Annotated in this window: 14 protein-coding genes; 9 read left to right on the forward strand and 5 right to left on the reverse strand. The window is 39.6% G+C overall.

All coding sequences use genetic code 11. The features are described 5' to 3' along the window. Positions 1 to 5: 5 nt before the first annotated feature. The 5 genes from WH223_RS13320 to WH223_RS13340 form a co-directional block, all read right to left on the reverse strand. On the reverse strand, positions 6 to 1742 hold the full coding sequence (locus WH223_RS13320) for a phospho-sugar mutase (protein ID WP_340048221.1): 1737 nt from the start codon (positions 1740 to 1742) through the stop codon (positions 6 to 8). Positions 1743 to 1786: 44 nt separating this feature from the next. Further along, positions 1787 to 2419 carry a hypothetical protein gene (locus WH223_RS13325; protein ID WP_340048222.1) on the reverse strand — a complete coding sequence of 211 codons (633 nt, stop codon included), beginning with the start codon at positions 2417 to 2419 and terminating at the stop codon, positions 1787 to 1789. Then, a complete protein-coding gene (locus tag WH223_RS13330) occupies positions 2409 to 3281 on the reverse strand; it encodes an SDR family oxidoreductase (protein WP_340048223.1) in 873 nt (290 codons plus the stop codon). The genes WH223_RS13325 and WH223_RS13330 overlap by 11 nt, the downstream gene beginning before the upstream one ends. 2 nt (positions 3282 to 3283) lie before the next feature. Further along, a complete protein-coding gene (locus WH223_RS13335; protein ID WP_340048224.1) occupies positions 3284 to 4054 on the reverse strand; it encodes an enoyl-CoA hydratase/isomerase family protein in 771 nt (256 codons plus the stop codon). A gap of 80 nt (positions 4055 to 4134) precedes the next feature. Continuing rightward, entirely contained in the window at positions 4135 to 4701 is a 567-nt protein-coding gene (locus tag WH223_RS13340) for a DUF4256 domain-containing protein (RefSeq protein WP_340048225.1), read from the reverse strand. Positions 4702 to 5177: 476 nt separating this feature from the next. Between WH223_RS13340 and WH223_RS13345 the strand changes: the two genes are divergently transcribed. The 9 genes from WH223_RS13345 to WH223_RS13385 all read left to right on the forward strand — a co-directional run bounded on the left by WH223_RS13345 (position 5178) and on the right by WH223_RS13385 (position 18582). Then, positions 5178 to 5741 carry an RNA polymerase sigma factor gene (locus WH223_RS13345; protein WP_340048226.1) on the forward strand — a complete coding sequence of 188 codons (564 nt, stop codon included), beginning with the start codon at positions 5178 to 5180 and terminating at the stop codon, positions 5739 to 5741. An 82-nt stretch (positions 5742 to 5823) separates the two neighbouring features. Further along, positions 5824 to 6954: a FecR family protein gene (locus WH223_RS13350; RefSeq protein WP_340048227.1), complete on the forward strand. Its 1131-nt coding sequence runs from the start codon at positions 5824 to 5826 to the stop codon at positions 6952 to 6954. A 302-nt stretch (positions 6955 to 7256) separates the two neighbouring features. Continuing rightward, positions 7257 to 10619 carry a SusC/RagA family TonB-linked outer membrane protein gene (locus WH223_RS13355; RefSeq protein ID WP_340048228.1) on the forward strand — a complete coding sequence of 1121 codons (3363 nt, stop codon included), beginning with the start codon at positions 7257 to 7259 and terminating at the stop codon, positions 10617 to 10619. Between the two features lie 5 nt (positions 10620 to 10624). Next, on the forward strand, positions 10625 to 12079 hold the full coding sequence (locus tag WH223_RS13360; RefSeq protein ID WP_340048229.1) for a RagB/SusD family nutrient uptake outer membrane protein: 1455 nt from the start codon (positions 10625 to 10627) through the stop codon (positions 12077 to 12079). Between the two features lie 8 nt (positions 12080 to 12087). Further along, complete coding sequence (locus WH223_RS13365; RefSeq protein ID WP_340048230.1) at positions 12088 to 12861, forward strand: DUF4843 domain-containing protein; 774 nt, start codon at positions 12088 to 12090, stop codon at positions 12859 to 12861. 8 nt (positions 12862 to 12869) lie between these two features. Next, entirely contained in the window at positions 12870 to 14432 is a 1563-nt protein-coding gene (locus tag WH223_RS13370) for a PKD-like family lipoprotein (RefSeq protein WP_340048231.1), read from the forward strand. A 100-nt stretch (positions 14433 to 14532) separates the two neighbouring features. After that, the gene (locus tag WH223_RS13375) at positions 14533 to 15966 is read left to right on the forward strand and encodes a retropepsin-like aspartic protease (protein ID WP_340048232.1); all 1434 of its coding nucleotides are present in this window, start codon (positions 14533 to 14535) and stop codon (positions 15964 to 15966) included. Between the two features lie 38 nt (positions 15967 to 16004). Further along, positions 16005 to 17222: a thioredoxin family protein gene (locus WH223_RS13380; protein ID WP_340048233.1), complete on the forward strand. Its 1218-nt coding sequence runs from the start codon at positions 16005 to 16007 to the stop codon at positions 17220 to 17222. 19 nt (positions 17223 to 17241) lie between these two features. Next, a complete protein-coding gene (locus WH223_RS13385; RefSeq protein ID WP_340048234.1) occupies positions 17242 to 18582 on the forward strand; it encodes a TlpA family protein disulfide reductase in 1341 nt (446 codons plus the stop codon). The last annotated feature ends 75 nt before the right edge of the window (positions 18583 to 18657 follow it).

The following is an 18657-nucleotide window of genomic DNA, read 5'->3' on the forward strand; positions in this document are numbered from 1 at the left end:
TTTTTCTATTTTACAATATCAGCCATTATACGTTGAACTTTTTCTTCTAATTTCTGTGCTACGGATTCGTAATCTGCAGCGCTGCTTAGTGGTTCTTTTACCGAGCAGTAGAACTTTATTTTTGGTTCGGTGCCCGAAGGTCTAGCTGAGATAACGTCGCCATCTACGGTGATAAACTGCAATACATCCGACTGTGGTAAAAGAATAGGTGCTTTGATGCCGGTGTCTAACACATGGCTCTCCAGCGTTTGATAGTCACGTATCTCTTGTACATTGACTCCACCTAACTGTTGTGGCGGATTTGCACGTAGGTTGCGCATCATCTCTTGAATCTCTTCAGCACCAGCTTTACCTTTTTTCGTTAAAGAGATAAGCTTTTCTTGGTAGAAGCCATATTCTTGATAAATCGCTAGTAACACCTCAAATAAGGACTTGCCCTGTTCTTTAAAGTAAGCAGCCATCTCTGCAATAAATGCAGCACTATTGATGGCATCTTTATCACGGACTAATTCACCGACTAGAAAACCATAGCTTTCTTCTCCACCGACAAGGTATTCCTCATTGGCTTGGTGCTTAGTGATTACCTCTCCGATAAATTTAAAACCTGTTAGGGTTTCGTACGTTTTTATGTCAAAACTACTACCGATATCCGATATTAAATTGCTGGTAACAATTGTTTTGGCGATGTATTGGTTTGCTTTTAAGGTGCCTTTTTCTTTTTTGGAAGAGAGCACATAGTAAGCCAGAAGACTACCAATCTGGTTTCCGTTTAGCAGTTGAAATACCCCTTTATTATTTTTTACGGCTAAACCTACACGGTCAGCGTCTGGATCTGTTGCTAAAATGATATCAGCATCACGCTCTTTTCCTGCTTTTAAAGCTAGGGTCATAGCCTCTTCTTCCTCTGGGTTTGGATAAACAACTGTTGGGAAATTACCGTTAGGCTCCGCTTGTTCTGCCACGACATATACATTGTCAAAACCCCAGGCTTCCAACATTTTTGGTAGAAGGGTGACGCCTGTTCCATGAATTGGCGAGAAGACGATTTTTAAATCTTTCTGTTTTTTTACGACCTCCGGGTGGAAGGATAAAGCTTTGTTGGCTTGGATGTATAGCTCGTCAAAGTCTGCTTTTACAACCTCTACAAATTCAGGATTGCGCGTGAAATTAATCGATGCGACAGACTGAATGGCATTTACTTCGTCAATGACGTTTTTATCATGCGGAGCAACAAGTTGTCCACCGTCATTCCAATACGCTTTATACCCGTTATATTCCTTCGGGTTATGTGATGCTGTCAGCATAACACCGCTTTGACATCCGAAATGACGAACGGCAAAGGAAAGTAAAGGCGTTGGCCTTAGGGTTTCAAAAAGATAAACGAAGATTCCATTTGCCGAAAAAACATCCGCCACAAGCTGTCCCAAGGATTGTGAGTTATTGCGGCTATCGTAAGCCACGGCCACCTTAAGAGGTGTTTCCGGAAATTGTTTTTTCAGGTAGTTTGCTAGCCCCTGTGTTGCTTTGCCGATGGTAAATTTATTAATACGGTTGGAGCCCACCCCCATAATTCCGCGTAATCCCCCGGTGCCAAATTCTAATTCTTTGTAGAAAGAATCGATAAGCTCTGTTTCTTCATTTAGGTCAATAAGTTTCTGTACTTGCGCACGCGTTTGCTCGTCGTACTCCGCACTCAGCCACTGCTGTACACGTGTCTGTGTGGCTTGGTCAATATTACTCATACGTTTTATATATTCTTTAAGGTAGATGTTTCTTAATCGTATGCTTAGGCATCACACCAGCCGTAGGCACGGTCTAAGGTGATAACATACCAAGCGTCTTTATATTTTTTTACATGGAAAATCAGATTGTCACCACGCGTTAAGATGACGCGGTAGCTATCTTTTTCAATCGTTTGAATTTTGCTTACTTCACTTGATGAAATAGGCTCAAATTCTTTCTTGAAATTTATGATGGTAGATAGCTGGTTTGGTGTTTTCGTGGTGTCGCAGAAAAAGCCAAGTTTAGACCAGCGGTCTGTTCCACAGTCAAACTCTGGCAACTTCGCAAAGGAAATAAGATCCGTCGTGCTGATTTTTCCGTAAGGGAAATGCTCCGGCACTGGTTTTTTGAAGTTTATGCTGTCTACGTGGGTATATTCATCACCTGCACCGGGCCTGTAGATGATATACAGGCCCAGTTCAGGGTTGATGTGTGTATTTATCTTTTGTTGATCTTGACTTACGTAGGCTTGAGCAAATTCCGTAATAACCTCTTTTAGATTTGCCGTAACCGGGATACTTGTCGTATCCACAAGGGTGGTTACGCTATCTTTTTTTTCTTCATTTTGTTTTTTCGTTGGTCCACAAGCTACGGTGACCAACAGGATAATGCTCATGAATAGAAAGCTATTTTTCATTACTTTTTCGTATTGTTTTTTCAATAGTGTCCCACATTTCGGTAGGGATGGCATCAAGCCCGTTAAATTGTCCTGCTCCTTGTAGCCATTCGCCTCCATCAATTGTTATTATCTCCCCATTGATGAAGCCTGTGTAGTCGGATACAAGTAAGGCCGCTAAGTTAGCAAGTTCTTGGTGTTCGCCTACTCTTTTCAACGGAACACGGTTTTTAAAATCAAACTTTTCAAGTAGGTCTCCCGGAAGAAGCCTATCCCAAGCGCCTTTTGTCGGAAAAGGACCCGGTGCAATCGCATTATGGCGAATACCGTATTTACCCCACTCGACGGCCAATGATTTTGTTAATGTCGCTACACCAGCTTTAGCTACAGCCGAAGGTACGACATAACCGGAACCTGTAAAAGCATAAGTGGTGACAATATTTAAAACGGATGCTTTTTGTTTTTTCGCTATCCAGTTTTTTCCGAAAGTAAGGGTGCAGTTTACGGTACCTTTCAGGACGATATCGATAACCGTCGAAAAGGCATTCGACGACAGGCGTTCCGTTGGCGATATAAAGTTGCCGGCAGCATTGTTGACCAAGCTGTCTACCTGTCCGAAAGCTTCTTCTGCTGCTTTAAGTACCTGTTCTATTTCTTCTGTATTGCGTATGTCGCAAGCGATAGGCAATACAGGATTTCCTGTTTCTGTGGTTATCTCTCCAGCGGTTTTTTGAAGATTTTCAATCTTTCTACTGGTGATAACCAGGTTAGCACCTAGTGAAGAGAAATAAGTAGACATAGCTTTGCCTAGTCCTGTTCCGCCCCCAGTAACAACAATTGTCTTTCCTTTGAGTGCGTCTTTATGTAATGCTCCTTGAACCATGATTAACCTTTCTTTTGGGTGAGATTTTCAATAATTGTTTTCATTATTGTACGTGTCGATGGTCGCCACCATTGTGCTAGTACCTGCGGTATAGCTGTTTTTTTATCTTTTTCTAGTGCTTCGAGTAGGTGCTGACGGAAGTTTAACTTGCTGGCTTGCCATGCATGTTTATCATATTGCATCAAGCTTTTGGCTTTACGCGTTGCGGCGGTATGTATGCGGTCGGCAGGTACCAACTCGTCAATTAGTTTACTTGCTAATGCTTCTTTTGGTGATAGGAGCTTTCCTTCTAAAAGGTTGTGATAGGCTGCCGCTTGTCCTATCCAAAAGCTGTATAGGGCAAAGATGCTCGGAGGAACGGTAATGCCTACCGGAATCTCATTTAGGCCGATAACAAATTCTCCTTCTGCCATCACGCGGTAGTCACAGCAAAGGGCGAGCACGCAGCCGCCGGCAGGGCTATGCCCGGTAATGGATGCAATTGTTGGTTTTGGAAAAGAAGCTAGTTCGGAAACAAGGTCCATAAATGCGGCCCAGAAGGTTTCCATTTGTGGTTCATCATATTGATAGAGGGCAATAAGGTCTAAGCCTGCGGAAAAAAAGCTTTCTTTACCATGAAGTATAACGGCCTCCAATGCTGGATTTTCCTTTGCTGCCTTCAGCTCTTCACGGAGCTCTTGGATCATCTCCATGTGTAAGGCATTGGATTTCCCTCGGTCAAGGGCAATCCATGCAATATGGTCGTTGTGTTGTGTTTTTACGAACTCTCCCATAATCTGTATACGCTTGTTTAATAAGTGTAATATACGGAATAAAAGCGATACTCTGGTGTATTTAAAGTGTTTCCATTTTGTTAAATCTGTAGAAAAGCACGAAATCCGCGCGCGGCATAATAAGAGTCGGCGCCATTATGATAGGTGAAAACATGGTTGTAGCGACGGTCACAGAAGATAGCACCGCCATGCTTACGAATCTCTGGAGTGGTGTCTATCCAGCTCGATGTTTTTAGGTCGAAGGGCTCGATGGCCTGAAGCTTTCGGTATTGTTCTTCGTTCAGTATGGTTATACCCATTGCTTGAGCAATGGTGATGCAATTATTTTGCGGTTTGTTTGCTTTTCGGCCATCAAGCGCTTCTTGGTCGTAGCATAAGCTGCGTCTTCCTGAAGGGCTTTCCTTTGCGCAATCGTAAAAAGTATATTCATTTTCCTGTTGACCAAAGGATACAATATCGGGTTCACCACCTGTACTTTCCATTTGGTGTAAGGACCATAGTTTTTCGGGATTGCTGGCCAAGCGTTGTTTGATGCTAACCCATGTTAGATTCGCATGGCGATGCATATTTTGTTCAAAGCGTTCTTGTAAGATTTGAAGAAGACCTTCTTGTTGTGCAGGGGTTAGTTGTGCTTGCTGTAGACTCATGATTTATTATTTAATAGGCAGTAGAATTACAGTTTGTTACGGTGATAAAAGTATGTGAATTTAGTTTTTTTTAAACAAAGTACTGTTTGTGAGAAAGGTTTCATAAAATTTATTTTAAATGGGATAATGTCATCTATATTTATAGCTTTGATAAGCCTAAAAATCTTTTTTATGTCTATTGCTTGTTGATTCGTGCATAAATTAAGGTGAAAAATGAAATTATCGTGTTTGTATTGTGATTGTACTTTGAACGGTTTCTCGGTGAAGAGATATGATTTAACGGAAAATAAAGGTGTGAAAAATAAACTACAGGTTTGGTAGACTATTTTTTACTTCTATATTTGCTTTACTAGCGAAACCGTTGTACTAGTAACCGTTAATCCCTATAAATCGATTGATTCATTTGGTTTTCATGGATTGTGCTATTGGGGTAGGCTTGGAGATTATGAAATTACTACGTTTATTCGAGAATTATCATGAAAGAGATAGAGTTACATGATTTAGACTTTCTTGTGGAGCGAATTACGAGCGGAGATGAACGAGCCTTTTCTACGCTTTATGATTTGTTCTCTCCTGCATTGATGCGACACTTAATTACTAAGGTTGTTGACTATGATGTTGCGGAGGATATTTTGCATGATTTATTTTTGTCTTTATGGAAAAATAGGGCTCAACTAAAAACTATCGAAAACCTTCCTGCCTACTTATATTCTTCTTGTCGTTACCTTGTTTTAGCACATTACAGAAAAACAATGCCATATTTACACGCTGTTGATGTTCAGGAGGTTGATGTTTTGGATGAAAGTGTTTCTATTGAGGAGCGATTACATTATCGTTACCTCATTGACATGGTTGCGAATGAGATTGAAAATTTACCAGAAAAATGTCGTGAAGTTTTCAAGCTAAGTCGTAATGAATCGTTTACGAATAAAGAAATTGCTCAAAAAATGGAAATTTCTGAATCTACAGTTGAAAAGCATATAACTAAGGCTATCAGGAGGTTGCGTATAATCGCTAGAAGCTTTGTTTTATTATTTTAAAAAAAAATCTATTCCGAGTGGGGGTTCTCTCTCTTTTTATACACTTAACTATTAACGGTGCCCGAAATATTGCAATCATTTTATGAAGCGTGTAAAGCTAATTTATAAGCAGCTAACGAGTTTTTTAAACTTAAAAGTACAGAACAAAAAGGAGGTTTTAGATTGGTATGATGATCTATCTAATACTTCCTCCGAAACAACGCCAACGCTTGAAAAGATGCAAAATGCGGTGAAGACGCGTTTGATGCATTCTATTCGTAAAGATCGTGCTAGGCGTTTACGTCATACGATTGTGCGTTGGTCTGCTGCTGCGGTGGCAACTTTTGTTCTTGGTTATTTTGGGTTTTCCTATTTTAATAAGGAAATACTAGTTACTACAGCAGAGCTTGCTCAAATCATGCCCGGACAAGGGAAGGCAACTATTGTTTTAGAAAATGGACAGCAGATTGATTTGGATCAATTGGAGATGCATAAGTCCATTCAAATTGGAGAATCGCTTATAATTAAGGATGCACAGGGTGAAATTCGCTATCAGGATGCAAAGAATGGAAGCGAGAAGGTACAGTATAATAGTTTGCAGATTCCGAAAGGGGGAATGTATCAGTTAACCTTAAAGGATGGTACACGAGTTACGTTAAATTCCGATTCTAAGCTTACCTATCCTTCTTCTTTTGGCGCTGGCGACCGTGTTGTTAAGCTTGAAGGGGAGGCCTATTTTGAAGTTCATAAAACGACGAATAAAAGTCGATTTATCGTAGAGTCAAGGCAGCAACGAGTTCAGGTTTTAGGCACTAAGTTTAACATCAAAAGCTATCTCGATCAGCAACAGGTAGAGACAACTCTAGCTGAGGGTTCTGTCTTAGTACACAACGCACTCGACAAAGGAAAACAGGTACTACTAAAGCCCGACGAACAGGCTGTTGTGAAAGGAGGGACTATAAAAGTGAAATCCGTCAATGTGGAAAGTATATTAAGCTGGACACAGGGTCAGTTTTATTTTGATGGAGCAAATACGGAAGCTGTTTTAGCAGAAATTGCTCGCTGGTATGATATTAATATCCAGTATGAGCCGAGTGGTCAAATCGACCTATATAAAGGTAAGATTCCGCGGAATTTACCTTTAGACCGATTGATTGAATTATTGAATTACGCAGAATTGAAAACCAAAGCGCTGATTGGCAAGGATAAGCGAATCAGCTTGATCATTAATTAACATTAACCTAACCGAACGACATGAAACAATACCAAAATTCAACCTAAGTGGAGTTAGGCCATAAAAAAATCGGATTCTGTTGGCGCAGAACCCGATTCTAAAAACGGCTATAACGTCAGAAACGATCTATATTTTTTTCATTACAACCAACTCCGAATTTAATGAATTTTTTCTTAAATCCGTTCTTGCAGCGAGGTAAAAACACCTCGTTTCCTCAAGAACAAGGTCATGCTATGCACAAACCGCTTTTAAAGGAGGTTCCTATATGCATTATTACTGCTCGACCATTATTTTTTATTTTTATGAAAATGAACCTTATAGCCTTACTGTTGGGCTTAGGTTTTTCCTATGTTAATGCGCATAGTTATGCCCAACAGATTACGCTAAAAAAAAATAAAGCTAGTTTGGAATCTATTTTGAAGGATTTCGAAAAACAAAGTGGCTACACTTTCTTCTACAAAAAAGCTGATATCGCTACCGTAAAAGGGATTGATGTAGACCTGAATAAGGAACCCTTAGAGCGTGCCCTAAATACGGTTCTTCAGCGGAGCAATTTTACTTTTGATTACTTTGATAAGACCATCGTCATTAAGAAGAGTGCCGGATTACCCAGCTCTGCGGCCTCACGCTCTACGAATCTTCAGGTCGTAGAAACCATTGTTGTTGCGATGAACCAATCTTATGTTCGTGGAGTTGTCGTTGATGAAGAAGGAAAGCCTTTGGCGGGAGTTACCGTTTCTATTAAAAATAACCCGAAGCAAGCTGTTGCTACAAATGAAAAAGGCGAGTTTACGTTGCCAGCAAGTGCAAACAATCAAGAGGTCGTCTTTAGTCTGTTAGGTTTTGTGAAACATACGCAAAAGGTTCGTTCAACGGAAGAGTCCCAAGTTATTCGACTGAAAGTGGCTAAGGGTGAGCTGGAAGAAGTGGTCGTCTCTACCGGTATTTTTAAGAAGGAAGATAAAAGTTTCACAGGAGCATCACGAACTGTTACTACCCAAGAATTGCGACAGTATGGTTCTAGAAACTTGGTTACCTCTTTACGTAATATTGACCCCTCTTTTAATATTATTGAAAACAATTTGTATGGAAATGATCCCAATCGGCTCCCCGAAATTCAGCTACGTGGAAACTCAAGTATTCCAAATGTAAATGAGATAAAAAGCGAGTCCTCAAGTCAGCTTAATACACCTTTGATTGTGTTAGATGGCTTTCAATCTTCTTTACGTGCACTTATTGATATTAATGAGAATGATGTAGCGTCTTTAACAATTTTAAAGGATGCTGCAGCGACTGCGCTTTATGGTTCTAGAGGAGCAAATGGAGTAATCGTAATTACAACGAAGCTGCCGCAAGCCGGCCGACTTCGTGTTACTTTTGGTTCCGAGCTAAAGGTGGAAGCACCCGATTTGAACGGTTATAATTTATTGAAATCCAAAGATAAATTAGAGCTGGAGCGTTTAGCAGGGATATATAATTCTCCAAATGCAAGTACCGATATTCCACTGAAGCGTTACTATAATTTTTTGTTGGATGAAGTCAACAAAGGTGTTGAAACAGATTGGTTAGCTATCCCGCTACGTACGTCATATGCTTTGCGAAGTAACCTGCGTTTGGAAGGCGGAGATGGTCAATTTCGGTATTCCGCCGGAATTCAGAATAATAATACTGCCGGTGTCATGAAAGGTTCGGCAAGAAATACGTTGAATGGGTCGATTACCTTATCGTACGCTTACAAAGGGCTTCTTTTTCGTAACTATTTAAATATTAATAATATCAAGAATACCATATCTCCTTATGGTAGCTTCTCCGATTATGTAAGTCTTAATCCATATTGGAGGCCTTATAATGAGAACGGCAGTGTAAATAAACTATTGGGTAATCCTGGGAATACCGATTATTCAGGCGTTTGGAACAGCCTACCAACGAGTCCATTGTTCAATGCTACGTTGAACAATTTGAATAAAGGAGACCAAACAGATATCACCAATCAGACGGCGGTAGAATGGACTATTCAACCCGGCTTACGCTTAATTGGGAAGTTCAGTTTTACAAAATCTAATAAGCAAACTGATGTGTTTAGACCGGCTGAACATACTGCATTCGCAAATTATACGGGTGATGATATTTTCAGGAAGGGAGATTATGCATTGGGATTAGAAAATGGAATGCGTTATGAAAGTGCTTTAAATGTATCATATAGTAAGCGGCTGAAAGAGAAGCATCAAATATTTATTGGTGCTGAGGCTAATGTTTATCAAAGTAAAAATTCAAACTATCGATTTGTAGCAGAGGGTTTTCCAAATGCTAATTTAGATTTTCCTTCTATGGCGTTGCAATATGCTAAGGGTGGAAAACCATCGGGCTCTGAGTATTTCTATCGTACCGTCGGTCTTGTTACCAATGCAAACTATAATTATGACAACCGTTATTTTGTAGATGGGACTTTTCGGATGGATGGCTCTTCGCAATTTGGTGCTGACAAGCGCTTTGCTCCCTTTTGGTCTGCCGGTTTGGGATGGAACCTACATGAAGAGTCTTTTTTTAATATAGGAGGCTTTGTCGACCGTTTAAAAATTAGAGGTTCGGTAGGAACGTCGGGGTCAACTAATTTCAACACCTATCAAGCACTAACAACTTACAGCTATTTTACAGATAATCGTTATTACAACTGGAATGGATCTTATCTTTTAGGACTGGGAAATCCTGATTTGAAGTGGCAACAAGTTCTGAAGTTTAATATCGGGACTGATGTTGATCTATTTAATAAATACGTTCTGCTACAAGGGAATTATTACGTTGAAAATACGAATGATCTTATTTCTTCAGTCAATACACCAGCCTCTAATGGTTTCTCATATTATACAGCTAATGTTGGAAAGCTACGGAATAAAGGCTTTGAGCTTTATGCGACGGTTTTTTTATTTAAGGATGTTAACCGTTTCACATGGGCTATTTCCGGGACGGTTTTACATAACAAAAATAAAGTCATAGAAACCTCTCAAGCTTTAAAGGATGCTCAAAAAGTGCTTCGTGATAACTTGAATGACGTCAGCAAGATGTACATAGAAGGATATTCAAGCAATGAAATTTGGGTTGTTCCTTCGCTGGGTATCGACCCTAGTACTGGGAAGGAGCTTTATCTTTCAGCAAATGGACTGCCAACATATACTTGGAGTGCTAATGACGTGACGGCTGTTGGAAATACAGACCCGAAGGCTTGGGGTAACTTTAATACGATGTTTCGTTATAAAGGCTTTACTTTCAACGCTTCTTTCGGGTTTAAATTTGGCGGGCAAGCCTATAACAAAACACTTGTTGATCGGGTAGAAACAAGTAGTTACAAGTATAATGTTGACAAGCGTGTTTTTGAGGGACGTTGGTTGCAACCGGGAGATTTCAAACCATTCAAAGGCTTGCTTAATGATAAGCCTACATATAAAACATCACGTTTTGTACAGGATGAGCGTACCCTTTACGCGCGTAGTTTTAATTTTCAATATGATTTTCGTTATGCAAATTGGGTGAAACAAATTGGTTTTCATAATGTCAACGTTGCCGTTGATGTGACTGATCCTTTTGTAGTGTCAAGCATTCGTCAAGAAAGAGGGACAGTTTATCCATTCTCTCGTCAATTCACCTTTAGTATTAACGCAACTTTTTAAGGACTATGAAGAATTACCTAAACCTCTTTCTTTTGACCGGTGCTTTATTTTTTAGTGCTTGTAACAAATTTTTAGATATTGTTCCTAAAACTCAGGTTCCTGATGTTGAGCAATTTAGTACAGAGCAAGGCTTTAAAGATGCCTTAGCGGGTGTTTACATTATCGCCAAAAGTTCTGAAACGTATGGAAAAGAACTTAGTTTTTCTACGATTGAGCATTTAATATCCAGTTGGGATGTTACTGCAAATACATTGCCTCAGCAATTGACCCTATTTAACTATGGGCATGTTGACGTAATTAATCGTTTTAATACCATATTTAGCGTACAGTACTATACAGTAGCGCACCTTAATTCTATTTTACAAAATCTAGAATCTAGACGGTCTGTTTTGATTACTCCCGGTTTGTATGAAGTTGTAAAAGCAGAATGCTTGGCATTGCGTGCTTATATTCATTTTGATTTAATGCGTCTGTATGGGCCCGTTCCTAGCGATCCCACTAATGGAAATAAATTGGCCTATGTGACCCTGTTTAACCGAGAGATTAATCAGCGTATTTCTTTTGAAGCTTTTAAAGCCAATATTTTTGCTGATTTAGAGGAAGCAACTAACCTCATAAAACCATTTGACCCCCTATTAACATACTCGATGGCAGATGTACGTAACCCTAATGGGTCTGGGAGCAGTTTTAAACCGACAGACAATTTCTTGTCCTATCGAAATATGCGCATGAATTACTATGCCATGAAGGCTTTGGACGCGCGTGCTCACTTGTGGTACGGTGATAAAAATGAGGCTTATGTCTCCGCCAAAGAGGTGGTTGAAGCAAAGAATGCTGATGGTGGCTTGAAGTTTAAATTAGCTTCAGGGGCGGACTATACAGCTACAAACTATGTTTTGACAACAGAACATATTTTAGGATTGTATGCCTTCGATATGGGAAAAACGTATACCGATAATTTTGGTAATGCCAATTTTAAAAAAGGAACTGCTGCGACCACAATTACCTCACAGTTGTATGGAAATACAGGAACGGACTTTCGGGAGTCTTCTTTGTGGAACTTAATTACGCTTGCTAACGGTTCCCGTGCTAATGTAATTCGTAAATATTGGGTAACCACAGACAATGTAACTGTAACGACCGATTATAAGCAGATACCTTTAATCCGTACAAGTGAGCTATACTTAATCCTTGCAGAGGCCGCACCGTTTGCTGAAGGTGTAAACTATTTGAAAACGTTTAGAATAGCACGTAACATTGGCGCGCTAACAAATCCTATTGATTATCCAACGCTTGTACAAGAAGTTGTAAAAGAATATCGTAAGGAGTTTTACGGTGAAGGACAATCTTATTATGCTTATAAAAGATTAAATGTCCCTAAGCAACAGATTTTGTTTGTTCCGGCAACTGCTGTCGTTAATTACTTGTTGCCTATGCCTACCGTTGAAACAACTAATTAAACTAAATTATGAAAAGAAACACTTATTTATATATAGTGGTATTATCGGTTTTATTTCTCTCTTACGGATGTAAAAAAGATCAATTTTACCTATTCAATAGTGAAGCTCGTATCCAGTTTGGGCCTCCCATAATACCAGGGCGTGTGGTTAATGAATATACGGACTCCTTAAAATCTGAAACGTTTTATTATACACCAGAGTTCATAAAGCAGGATACCATTTATTTTGATGTCTATACAATTGGAGCTGTAGAAAAGCAGGATCGTAATTATAAACTTAGACAGATCAATGTGTCAGGAGTTGACAACGCTCAGCCGGGGAAGCATTACATCGCTTTTGATAATTCTAGCTTGGCTCCTCATTATGTCATCAAAGCTGATTCTGTTCATGCACGTGTACCTGTTGTTGTGCTTCGTGATGAAGAGTTGAAAGGTAAGACGGTAACGTTAAGCTTTGAGCTTTTGGCTAATGATCAGTTTGCTCTTGGAGAGCCGACAAAACTAAAACGTAAGCTCGAGTTTACAGACCGTTTGAGTAAACCTAACGCTTGGACAGCCTCTTTTACGCAATATTATTTTGGAGCCTACAGTGTCCGTAAGCATGCTTTTATGATTGAGACTACAGGTGAGAAATGGGATCAGAGCTTTATTGCTAATCTACCTATTGACCAGAATAATTATTTCAAATCCGTTTTAGCGATGGCATTGATTGATTACAACAAGCAACATCCTGGTGCACCATTACGCGACGAGAAAGGTGAACTTATTACTTTCCCTAATTAACGATTAAGATGAAAAAGTTACCATATTTTATAGGGTTTATCTTGTTATTTATCGTTTTCTCTTGTGCTAAAGACAAAGGGAATTATGATTATACAGATGCCGAAAAGATAGAAATTACCGGTTTTGAACCGAGTTATAGTGTGATATCGCAAAAAGATACGTTGAAAATATTTCCCCAAGTTAAGTCTAATAAAGAAGGTGAGTTGGAATATCGATGGGGAATTTATGAGACGAATGTCCAAGGACGTACAGAACCACTCGATACCATTGCACGGACTCAAGCATTGAATTATTTTATTCAAAAAAGTGCTACGACCTGGGTTTTGGTATTTATTGTAAAGAATAAGAAAACGGGATTTACACAGTATAAGAACACTTCTTTGGCTGTAAGCACTTTTTTTACACGTGGCTGGTATGTGCTTAAGGATGATGGTGTAAATTCAGATTTGGATTTATTTTTTACCCCACAGACCATACTTGCTGATGGGAAAATGGAAAATGTATATAGCCAAACTAACAATAAAAAAATTGAAGGAAAGGGCGGCTTTCTGGCGTTTGCAAGTAATTACAAAAGTAATGTTCTTAATCCTAATTTGTTTTCAAATACCCGAACATTGTATGTCGCTACGGATAAGGATGTTCAAACGATTGGCATTAATAACTTAAAATATTTACGTGATAAAGAAAGCTTGTTTTTAGGGGGAAGTCGTGTAATTAATGGTGTAACGGGTATATTCAATGGGTCCTCAGCACTATATGCTATTAATCAAGGACAACTTTACAATATCTATGCGATGAGTGCTAACTCGGGACAGTTTGGAGGAAAGGTGATGCTAGATGCAAACAACACAAATTATGAATTATCTAAATATATGCTTTCAAATGCAAGTGTCGATCCGATTTTGTTTGACCAGCTTGGTAGTTCTTTTGTGACCTTAGGCAATGGATATGGCTCAACTTTGACAACCTATAGCGACATGCCTGATAATGATTTTTCGGCAGCGAAGAATAATCAAAATGTTCTTTTTTTAGGCATCAAAAACAACATTTATCTCCCTGCACCTGATTATTATTATAAAACAGTAGGCTATGCAGTTCTCCAAGATAAATCGGATCCAAGTTTGAAATCGCTAGCCCTTGTAGAGAAAAACAAATTTGTGTTGACACTAAAAAAGACAGCTATTGAGCCATCGACGAAGTTATACCAGGGTAGTTTGTATACCTTACTTTATGAGGATGAGAATCTTTTATATTTCGTTTACAATAATCAGGTTTATAGCAGAAATTTAAGTAACGGTTTTGAACAACTGCAATTTGCTACGCCTGCAGGAGAAGAAATAACCTTTATTAAGCATTTGAAGTATACGGAGGCTGCTAACACTGGATATAGCTTTAATTATGTCCTAGTCGGCTCTAAACAAGGAGGAGAATATAAGGTTAGAATGTTTACTAAAAGCTCAGGAAATCTAAATTCAACACCTGTACAGACATTGTCAGGAAAAGGAAATGCTGCAGCTATAGTTTATATTTCTCCATCTACAACTGAATATACTTATCCTAATTCGTATTAATCCTGAAACGATCTTACGATTAATTTTAAACTAAACTATGCCCTATTATTTTATAAAACGAACATTAGCGTTCTGTTTATTTATGTTGATTTTTTCGTCAATGGCAGTCTATGCACAGCATCCTTTGTTGGGTGTTGTGCAGCGGGCTTTTCAGGATAAGGATGCTGCGGTTTTGCAGGATTATTTATCTTCTTCTTTTTCGGTGTCGGGCTCTACACACGAAGGAGCTGCTTTTAAGTTAAGGCAGATTTTAACAAATTACCCTGTTGAATCGATTCGGGAGGTCGGTCGTAAGAAAGTTGCTAAGGGTATTTTGTATGACGTGGAAACGACGAGAGATGGAAAAGCTAGATTGAGTAGTCTCCTCGTAGACGCAGATGGAAAACTTATTTACAGCACGCTGTTTGACGAGCTGTACGGGATGTCTCGTGAACCCAAAAGTAGACTCTTGGCTGATATTCCTTTTGAAAATCATAACGGGTCTATTATTCTGACTGTTTTCATCAATGAGCTTCAACGGCCTATTCGCTTACTTTTTGACACTGGTGCTGATGGGATGGCTGTTAGTGAATCTTTGGCCGCGGAGATTGGCCTTAAGGTGACTCGTGAAAACAATGCTTCCGTTGTCGGAGGAAATACGAAGATTAACGTTTCTGAAAATAATACGGTCTTATTGGATAATATTCAGTTGACTGGAATGGGGATTGCGATTTTCCCAGAGATGAAAAAAGATCATGCTGAGGGTATTATTGGGAACACGCTGCTATATCGCTATTTGACGAAGATAGATTATGATAGAAATATTTTATCTCTCTATAGTTTTGGGGATTACACCTATGAAGGGAAAGGACAAAGGATACCTATCACATTGCCTTCAGGCTTGTTGCTCGTTCCTGGACAGCTGGATATTGTCAAAGGGCAGCGTGCTATAGGGACGTTTGTATTTGACACTGGTGCTTCTTATGATTTAATTTGTTTTAGACCTTTTGTTCGTCAGCATAAGTTATTGGTTTCGGGTTTTAAACCGGAAATTCAAGCTTCCACAGTGAGCATGGGAATCTCGTCGCCGACCTTCCTGGGGGCTAGCCATCAGTTTGAAATTGCTGCATTGCCACCTATGCCTGCGCTACCTGTAACGCTAATGGGTGGTACGAGCCATAATGAAAATTGGAATCCAGGAGCTGATGGGTCCATTGGTGTTCGCATGTTAAGCAGATACAATCTGACGATAAATTTAGCGGAAGGTGAGTTGTTTTTTAGTCCCAATCGTTTGCATAGATATCCACAAGATTTTATTGTCAAGGGCTGTCAATTTGGATGGAATAATCAAGGCGAGTTGTTTGTAATTAGCTCCGGTTTGGATGCTCAAGGGGTTAGTTTATTGGCTGTAGGAGTGCAAGTGTTGAATATTGGAGGCTTCAAAGCAGACGTCATAAAAAGTAAGGGTAATTTGATTAAGGAAATTCAGGGAATGGCAAAAGATGGAAATGCCGTACCTGTTGTATTGGAGGGACAAGCGACGGTATCATTATAGCTTACAGAGCTATCGTTGACTATTTTAATTATAGAGAGATGAAACAAAAAATATTGATTCTTTTGCTTTTTGTGCTGGGCGCAAGGGTAGGCATTTATGCGCAAGATTATGTGTTTACAGGCAGTTTTGAGGCTTGTAAAGAAAAGGCACAACAGGAGGGTAAAATCATTTTAATTGATTTATACTTTGAAGGGTGTATGCCCTGTAAGCAAATGGATGAACAAGTGTTTCCTAATGCGGAAGTTGCACGCCGGTTAGCTTCAGATTTTATTCTGTATAAAACGGATGTTTTTAAGGAAGAGGATGGAATGAAGTTAGCACGTAAATATGCAGCTAGTGGTTTTCCGACTTATGTTGCGGTTGATGCTGCGGGGAAAGTCCTAGACATAGAGGCAGGATTTATGGCCGTGAATCGTTTTATTCCTTTTCTGCAGCAACTAAAAAATAAACGTGAGGAGCAGCAGTTTTTAGCTTTTGATGCGTATTTAGATTACGTATATCCAGCGTCGTATAACTATCGCTATATGCGCAAAGGAGAGAAAGGTGATTTTGGGGAGCTCCCCTTCTTTTTAAAAGGAAAGAGCTTGTATGATGAAGTCCCATTTGTAGTGAGTACCTTAGTGAATACGCAAGAAGTAAACGAATGGGTTTATGCGCATTTACCTGAATTAATAGAAAGATATAGCGGAACCTTACTACTCAATAAGGTCAATAAATTGGTCGAGCAAAGATTGCAGGCCTTCGGAAAGCAGCAACATTTAGATAGTATAGCGGTAACCTTGAATCGGGTCAGACCTGTTTATAATGATAGATTATGGTCTGTGTATCTACCTATACATATAAACAACTACTACAAGGGCAGTAAAGATGCTCTTGTTTATCTAGACTTGATGGATAAGTACTCCCTTTTTTCTTCTTGGGATGAGCGTAGCAATGCCTTGGCAGAGGTGATTATTGATCAGAAAGACAATAAGAAGGCTTTGACACGTTTGAGTGCCCTGTTTTTGGAAGCAAAAAAAAGTAAGCCCTTCGCTCCAGTAGATAACTATAAGTTCGCTATTATTTATGCTTACTTAGGCGATTGGAATGGGGCCAAGAAAGAGATGAGTCTTTTGCTGCAGCAAGATATTTCTACTTCTCGATTGACATTAAAGGATACCGATATCACAGCATTGAAAGAAGCTGTTGAGCAAAAGAATATTAGCCATTTTCAGCCTGTCGTTGCTAAGAAGGCATTAGCCATAACCATGAATTAATTTTAAAACCTTAATAAAAATGATAAAAAAAGTACTTGTTATCGTATTTGCGGTGTTAATGAACACTGCTTTTGCGCAATCCCCGAGTAATATTAATGGGGTTGTTGAGGGAGGGTCTACAAAGAACGTAGGCTTATATAAGGTCCTTAATGGTCGGTTGGCTGAGATTGCTACCGCTACGCCAGATGGTCAAGGGCGTTTTGCTTTTCGCTTTACGCCGGAATATGAAGGTCTTTATGCTGTTGGCAACGGTAGCCTACAAAGTCAGCAGGGCCTTTATCGTTTTTATTTCCGTGGTAATGAAGAGTTAAATTTAAAACTTACTAAAGAAGGGTATGAGTTGCAAGGGAAAAATAGCAAGGAGAATGAGGCTCTTGCCGCTTGGGATAAGGAGACTGTTACCTTTAAAACAAAGGCAACGAGTTTAGGTAGTGTAAGTACGTATGTAGATTTTTTTCCAGAAGTTGAGGCCTTTAAAGGGAAGTTGCCAGGAATAGCAAAGTTGGTAAGCACGGGAAATGTGAATTTTGATACGTTCTTCGCTCAATTGGTGGAGACTGATTTTGCCTACTATGCCATTTCTTATTTATACATGCCACGTATCGCCCATCCGAGTAAAGAAGAACGTACGGCTTATTATAATGATTTTAAGGCAGACCGCTTCCTGACGGATGATTTGCTGCGTTTTCCTTATGGGGATCGTTTTATAAGTAAATTGGTGTATAGTAAAGTTGATTTAGCAGGCAAGCCTACTTTAGAGCAGCAAGTGGATGCCATTCCTTCAAATTTGTTGAAGGGACAGTATGTTTTGCAGCGTTTAGAATCTGCACGTTCGTACAGCGATTTTCAGGAGTTGCGTGATCAGTATCAGGCGTATTTCACCTTGCCGGAGCAGCAGCAACGGCTGACAGCGCTAGAGACCAAGCTGGTGGAGACAAAGACTGGAGTTCCTGCTTTTCAATTTTCTTTTCCTGATTTAAGTGGAAAGAAGACTGGTTTAACAGATTTAAAGGGGAAAGTTGTATTGATTGATATGTGGGCTACTTGGTGTGGTCCTTGTCGTGCGGAGGAGCCTTTCTGGGAGAAATTGAACGAGGAATTTCAAGGTAAGGCCGTTGCTTTTGTAGGCGTATCAACGGATCAGGATAAACCAAAATGGGAGGAGTACGTAAAGACAAAAGGGTTGAAAGGTATTCAGCTACACGCTGGTGTTGCTAACCCGTTGTCCGAAGCCTACAAAGTGAATGCTATTCCGCGTTATATCTTGATTGACAAGGCTGGTAATTTGATTACCGCAGATAGCCCACGCCCTAGTGATCCAAAATTAAAGGCACTGATTACGGAGTGGCTTACTAAATAGAATTTTTAATATTGTAACTTATTAGAAAGAGCAGGTCTTCACAAGAGGCCTGTTTTTTTTGCAATTAATAATAAC

The sequence above is a fragment of the Sphingobacterium sp. MYb382 genome (assembly GCF_037572665.1).
Classification (GTDB): Bacteria; Bacteroidota; Bacteroidia; order Sphingobacteriales; family Sphingobacteriaceae; genus Sphingobacterium.

Excerpts from the sequence above, each read along its gene's own strand:
- WH223_RS13355 (WP_340048228.1), top strand. The coding sequence starts at position 7,257 with ATGAAAATGAACCTTATAGCCTTACTGTTGGGCTTAGGTTTTTCCTAT.
- WH223_RS13325 (WP_340048222.1), bottom strand. The coding sequence starts at position 2,419 with ATGAAAAATAGCTTTCTATTCATGAGCATTATCCTGTTGGTCACCGTA.
- WH223_RS13345 (WP_340048226.1), top strand. The coding sequence starts at position 5,178 with ATGAAAGAGATAGAGTTACATGATTTAGACTTTCTTGTGGAGCGAATT.
- WH223_RS13370 (WP_340048231.1), top strand. The coding sequence starts at position 12,870 with ATGAAAAAGTTACCATATTTTATAGGGTTTATCTTGTTATTTATCGTT.
- WH223_RS13380 (WP_340048233.1), top strand. The coding sequence starts at position 16,005 with ATGAAACAAAAAATATTGATTCTTTTGCTTTTTGTGCTGGGCGCAAGG.
- WH223_RS13385 (WP_340048234.1), top strand. The coding sequence starts at position 17,242 with ATGATAAAAAAAGTACTTGTTATCGTATTTGCGGTGTTAATGAACACT.
- WH223_RS13335 (WP_340048224.1), bottom strand. The coding sequence starts at position 4,054 with ATGGGAGAGTTCGTAAAAACACAACACAACGACCATATTGCATGGATT.
- WH223_RS13375 (WP_340048232.1), top strand. The coding sequence starts at position 14,533 with ATGGCAGTCTATGCACAGCATCCTTTGTTGGGTGTTGTGCAGCGGGCT.
- WH223_RS13365 (WP_340048230.1), top strand. The coding sequence starts at position 12,088 with ATGAAAAGAAACACTTATTTATATATAGTGGTATTATCGGTTTTATTT.
- WH223_RS13330 (WP_340048223.1), bottom strand. The coding sequence starts at position 3,281 with ATGGTTCAAGGAGCATTACATAAAGACGCACTCAAAGGAAAGACAATT.
- WH223_RS13320 (WP_340048221.1), bottom strand. The coding sequence starts at position 1,742 with ATGAGTAATATTGACCAAGCCACACAGACACGTGTACAGCAGTGGCTG.
- WH223_RS13350 (WP_340048227.1), top strand. The coding sequence starts at position 5,824 with ATGAAGCGTGTAAAGCTAATTTATAAGCAGCTAACGAGTTTTTTAAAC.
- WH223_RS13340 (WP_340048225.1), bottom strand. The coding sequence starts at position 4,701 with ATGAGTCTACAGCAAGCACAACTAACCCCTGCACAACAAGAAGGTCTT.
- WH223_RS13360 (WP_340048229.1), top strand. The coding sequence starts at position 10,625 with ATGAAGAATTACCTAAACCTCTTTCTTTTGACCGGTGCTTTATTTTTT.